Source organism: Streptomyces sparsogenes (assembly GCF_001704635.1).
GTDB classification, from domain to species: Bacteria; Actinomycetota; Actinomycetes; order Streptomycetales; family Streptomycetaceae; genus Streptomyces; species Streptomyces sparsogenes.
This window is the reverse complement of sequence record NZ_MAXF01000216.1, coordinates 1-5589: the sequence shown is the minus strand read 5'-3', so window position 1 is coordinate 5589 and position 5589 is coordinate 1. Positions and strand designations below refer to the sequence as shown.

Annotated in this window: 2 protein-coding genes; both read left to right on the top strand. The window is 75.8% G+C overall.

Translation table 11 applies throughout. The features are described 5' to 3' along the window. Positions 1-392 (top strand): acyl carrier protein (locus BBH68_RS36805; RefSeq protein WP_141713152.1); only part of this gene is annotated, 392 nt, incomplete at its 5' end. A gap of 22 nt (positions 393-414) precedes the next feature. Further along, positions 415-5589 (top strand): type I polyketide synthase (locus BBH68_RS36800; protein ID WP_141713151.1); only part of this gene is annotated, 5175 nt, incomplete at its 3' end.

Sequence of the window (5589 nt, the reverse complement as noted above, 5' to 3'; positions counted from 1 at the left end):
TGGGGTTCGACTCGCTGACCGCCGTCGAACTGCGCAACCGGCTCTCGGCCGCGACCGGGCTGCGGCTGCCCGCCGCGCTCGTCTTCGACTACCCCGACGCGGAGACCATGGCCCGCTACCTGGATCAAAAACTGGCGCCCGAGGACCGGACGGCCACGGCGGTCGATCCGCTCGCGCCCGTCCTGGGCGACCTGGCCAGGCTGGAGTCCACCTTGAACAGCCATGACGTGGAGGGGAAGTCCCGGGAGACGATCGCGAGCCGGCTCCACGCCCTGCTGTCGCGGCTGGAGGGCCGGACGGCCGGCGCCAAGGACATCGACGGCGAGGCGCTGGAGTCGGCGTCGGACGACGAGATGTTCGCGCTCATCGATCAGCAACTCGGCTCGTCCTGACGAGGAGTGAGGGGGAGGAACAATGTCGTCCACGGAAGACAAGCTGCGTCAGTACCTCAAGCGGGTCACCCTCGATCTGGGCGAGGCCAAGCAGCGCCTGCGCGAAGCGGAACAACGCCACCACGAACCCATCGCCATCACCGCCATGGCCTGCCGTTACCCCGGCGGCATCGACTCCCCCGAAGACCTGTGGCAGCTCGTGGACACCGGCGCGGACGCCATCGGCCCCTTCCCCACCAACCGCGGCTGGGACCTCACCGCCCTCTACCACCCCGACCCCGACCACCCCGGCACCAGCTACATCCAGGAAGGCGGCTTCGTCCACGACGCCGACCGGTTCGACGCCTCCTTCTTCAACATCAGCCCCCGCGAAGCCCTCGCCATGGACCCCCAGCAGCGGCTTCTCCTGGAAACCGCCTGGGAACTCCTCGAACGCGCCCACATCGACCCGACCGCCCTCAAGGGCAGCTCCACCGGCGTCTACGCGGGCTGCGGTGTGCCGGGGTTCGGCACACCGCACATCGAGAAGAGCGCCGAGGGCTTCCTGCTGACGGGCAACGCGCTCAGCGTCGTGTCCGGCCGTATCGCCTTCACCCTGGGCCTGGAGGGCCCGGCGGTCACGCTGGACACGGCGTGCTCGTCGTCCCTGGTGGCCATGCACCTGGCGGTCCAGGCGCTGCGGCACGGCGAGTGCGACCTGGCCCTGGCCGGCGGGGTGACGGTGATGTCCACCCCGAACGTGATCACGGAGTTCTCGCGCCAGCGCGGCCTGGCCCCGGACGGGCGGTGCAAGCCGTTCGCCACCGCGGCCGACGGCACGGGCTTCTCCGAGGGCGCGGGCCTGGTACTGCTGGAGCGGCTCTCGGACGCCCGGCGCAACGGGCGCCGGGTGCTCGCGGTCATCCGGGGTTCGGCGGTGAACCAGGACGGCGCGAGCAACGGGCTGAGCGCCCCCAACGGGCCCTCGCAGCAGCGGGTGATCCGCCAGGCGCTGGCCAACGCCGGGCTGGCGGCCGTCGAGGTGGACGCGGTGGAGGCCCACGGCACGGGCACCACGCTCGGCGACCCGATCGAGGCCGAGGCGCTGCTGGCCACCTACGGTCAGGAGCGGCCGGAGGACCGTCCGCTGTGGCTGGGGTCGGTGAAGTCGAACATCGGGCACACGCAGGGCGCCGCCGGGATCGCGGGCGTCATCAAGATGGTGATGGCCCTGCGCCACGGCTCGCTGCCCGCCACCCTCCACGTCGACGAGCCCACCTCGCACGTGGACTGGAGCAGCGGCACGGTACGGCTGCTCACCGAGCCGGTCGACTGGCCGACGGCCCCCGACCGCCCGCGCCGGGCCGGCGTCTCCGCGTTCGGGATCTCCGGCACCAACGCCCACATCATCCTGGAGGAGGCGGCTGAGCCGGTCCCGTCCCCGGGGCCGGAGGCCGAAGGCGCCGGCGGGCCGGCCGTCCTGGGCGGCGTGGTGCCCTGGGTGCTCTCGGCCCGTACCCGGGAGGCCCTGGCCGACCAGGCGCGCCGGCTGGTCCGGGCCGTCGCCGACGCCCCGGACGTCTCGCCCACCGAGGTGGCCTGGTCCCTGACCACCACCCGCGCCACGTTCGACCAGCGCGCCGTGGTCACCGGCACCCGGCTGCCCGATCTCACCGCCGCCCTGGAGGCCCTTGCCGCCGGCGGCGAACACCCCGGCCTGATCCGCGGCGCCGCCCTCGATCCCGAGGAAGGTCCGGTCTTCGTCTTCCCCGGCCAGGGCTCCCAGTGGTCCGGCATGGCCGTCGGCCTGCTGGACTCCTCCCCCGCCTTCGCCGCCCGGATCGCGGAGTGCGAGCGGGCCCTGGCGCCGTACGTGGACTGGTCGCTCACCGCCGTGCTGCGCGGCACCGACACCGCCACCGACCCCGCGCGCGTGGATGTCGTCCAGCCGACCCTGTGGGCCGTCATGGTCTCCCTGGCCGGCCTCTGGCAGGACTTCGGCATCACCCCGGCCGCCGTCATCGGCCACTCCCAGGGCGAGATCGCCGCCGCCTGTATGGCCGGGGCCCTCACCCTCGACGACGCCGCCAAGGTGGTGGCCCTGCGCAGCCAGGCCCTCCGCGCCCTCGCCGGACACGGCGCCATGGCCTCCCTCACCCTCGGCGCCGAGGACACCGCCCGCCTGCTGACCGGCCTCGGCGAGGCGGCCGAGGGCGTCGCCGTCGCCGCCCACAACGGCCCCCGCTCCACCGTCGTCTCCGGGCCGCCCGAGCAGATCACCGCCGTCCTGGCGGCGGCCGAGGCCGAGGGCGCGCGGACCCGCGCCATCGCACTCCGCCCCGCCGTCCTGGCGGCGGCCGAGGCCGAGGGCGCGCGGACCCGCGCCATCGACGTGGACTACGCCTCCCACAGCCCCCATGTCGACCGCATCCGCGACTCGATCCTCGCCCAGCTCACCGACCTCACCCCCACCGCGCCCACCGTCCCCTTCTACTCCACGGTCACCGCCCAGCCGCCGGCCGGCACCCCGCTCGACGCCGAGTACTGGTTCACCAACCTCCGCCGGCCGGTCCGCTTCACCGAGACCCTCACCGCCCTGCTCGCCGACCGCCACCGCCACTTCATCGAGGTGAGCCCCCACCCGGTCCTCACTCCCGGGATCCAGGACGCCATCGACGACGCCGACGTGCCCGCCACGACCATCCCGACCCTCCGCCGCGACCACGGCGGCCCTCTCGACCTCGCGGGCGCCCTCGCCCACGCCCACACCGCCGGGCTCGCCGTCGACTGGCGGCCCTGGTATCCCACCGCCCCGGCCGCCACCACCGACCTGCCCACCTACCCTTTCCAGCGCGAGCGCTACTGGGTGGCGGCGGGCCGTACGGCGGGCGATGTCAGCGCGGCCGGCCTGCGGCCGGTGGAACACCCGCAGCTGTCGGCCGCGACGGGGCTCGCCGACGGCGGGCTCCTGCTGACCGGGCGCCTTCCGGCCGCCGGTGACGCCGGCTGGCTGGGCGAGCACGAGGTCGCGGGCGTGGTCCTGCTGCCCAGCACGGCCCTGGTGGAGTGGGCGCTGCGGGCGGCCGACGAGGCGGGCTGCGGCGGCCTCGAGGAGCTGACCCTGCACGTGCCCCTGACCCTGTCGGCCACCTCCGAGCTGCGGGTCCAGCTCGTGGTGGACGCCCCCGACGAGGACGGGCGCCGCGAGCTGCGCGTCTGCTCCCAGCCCGCGTCCGGCACACCGGAGGGACCCGGGGAGCGGGACATCTGGACCTGCCACGCGACGGGCACCCTCGCGCCCGGCGCGACGGCCGGGACGGAGCTCACGGGCGCCTGGCCCCCCGCCGGGGCCGAGCCGGTGGACATCGCCGACCTGTACGCGCGCACCGAGGCGGCCGGTTACCGGTACGGCCCGACGTTCCGGGGCGTCCAGGCGGTGTGGCGGCACGGCGCCGATCTCCTTGCCGAGGTGGCCCTGGACCAGGGAGCCGAGGAGGGCGCCGACGGGTTCGGCATCCATCCCGCGCTGCTCGAAGCCGCCCTGCACCCGGTGGCGCTGGACCGCCGGCGGGCCGACGGCCCGCTGTGGCTGCCGTTCGTCTGGAGCGGTGTGTCGCTGCACGCGGGCGGCGCGACGGGCGTTCGGGTCCGGCTCCGCGCGCGGCGGTCGGAGGACGGCGAAGGCCGCGAGCTGAACGTCGTCGTGGCGGATCCGACCGGCGCCCCCGTGCTCAGCGTGGATTCGGTCGCGCTGCGCCCGGCCGGGGACGACTGGCTGAAGGCCGCCGAACGACGTGGCCCGGGCGGCCTGTTCACGGTGGAGTGGCTGCCGCTGCCGCCGCCGGAGGACCGGCCCGAGCCGGCGGAGACCGAGGACCTGGTTGTCCGCACCGTGGCGCCGGCGGCCGGCTCCGGCACCGGGAGCGAGACGGGTCTGGCCGCTGTCCGGCGCACGCTGGGCCTCATCCGGGACTGGCTGGCCGAGCCCCGGTCACCGGACGCCCGGCTGGTGCTGGTCACCTCCGGCGCGGTCTCGGCCGGCGAGGAGGACGGGCCCCCGGATCCGGGTGGCGCGGCCGTCTGGGGCCTGGTCCGGGCGGTCCAGGCCGAGCACCCGGGCCGGATCACGCTGGTCGACACAGACACAGACACAGACGCCGACACAGGCACAGACACCGGCACAGACACAGACACAGACACCGCCACCGGCACCCGCACCCGCACCGGCGCCCACTCCGACGCCACCGCCGCGAGCGGGAGCGAAAAGCTGGCCGAGGCGGTCCGCCGGGCCATCGACGCGGACGAGCCGCGGATCGCGGTCCGTTCGGGCGCGGTCTCGGTCCCCCGTCTGCTGCGTGCCGTCGAGCGGCCCGGGGAGCGCACGGAGGTGGATCTCTCCGGCGGGACGGTGGTGGTGGCCGGTGAGCCCGGCCCGTTGCACGGCGTGGTCGCCGAGCACCTGGTGCGCGCGTACGGCGCCCCGCGGCTGCTGCTGCTCTCCCGCTGCGGCGGCCAGGCCCCCGAGGCGGCCGCCCTGGCCGAGCGGCTGACGGCGCTCGGGGCGGAGGTGGAGTCGGCTGCGGCCGACGTCGCCGACCACACCGCCCTGGCGGCGGTGTTGGAGGCGATTCCCGACAGCCACCCGCTGGTGGGCGTCGTGCACATCACCGAGGCGGCCGACGCGGCCCCGGTGGAGGCCTGGGACGAGGAGCGGCTGTCGCGGACCTGGGCGGCGAGGGCCGCCGGCGCGTGGAACCTGCACGCCCTCACCCGTGACCTGCCGCTGCGGATGTTCGCGGTGCTCTCCTCCGTCGCCGTCACCGACGTGGTGGCCGGCCCCGGCCAAGCCGGCCGCGCCGCCGCCCAGGCCTGCGCCGACGCGCTGATCGCCCACCGGCGTTCCGCCGGGCTCCCGGGCGTCGGCCTGGCCTGGACCCTGGGGGGACGGGCCACACCCCACGCCCTGCACCTGTTCGACACGGCGCCGCACCTCACCCGCCCGGTGGCCGTGGCCGCGGACCCGCACCAAGGCCCGCTCGCCACCCGACCGGGCCCCACGGTCCCCGCGCTGCTGCGCGCCCTGGCCCGGCCCGCCCGGCGCCGCGCCGCGGAACGGCGGTCGGTGGCAAGCGCCCTGGCCTCACGCCTCGCCGGTCTCGACGCCTCCGGACAGCGTGACGTCGTGCTGGAAACGGTGCGCCGGGCGGCCGCCGTGGTC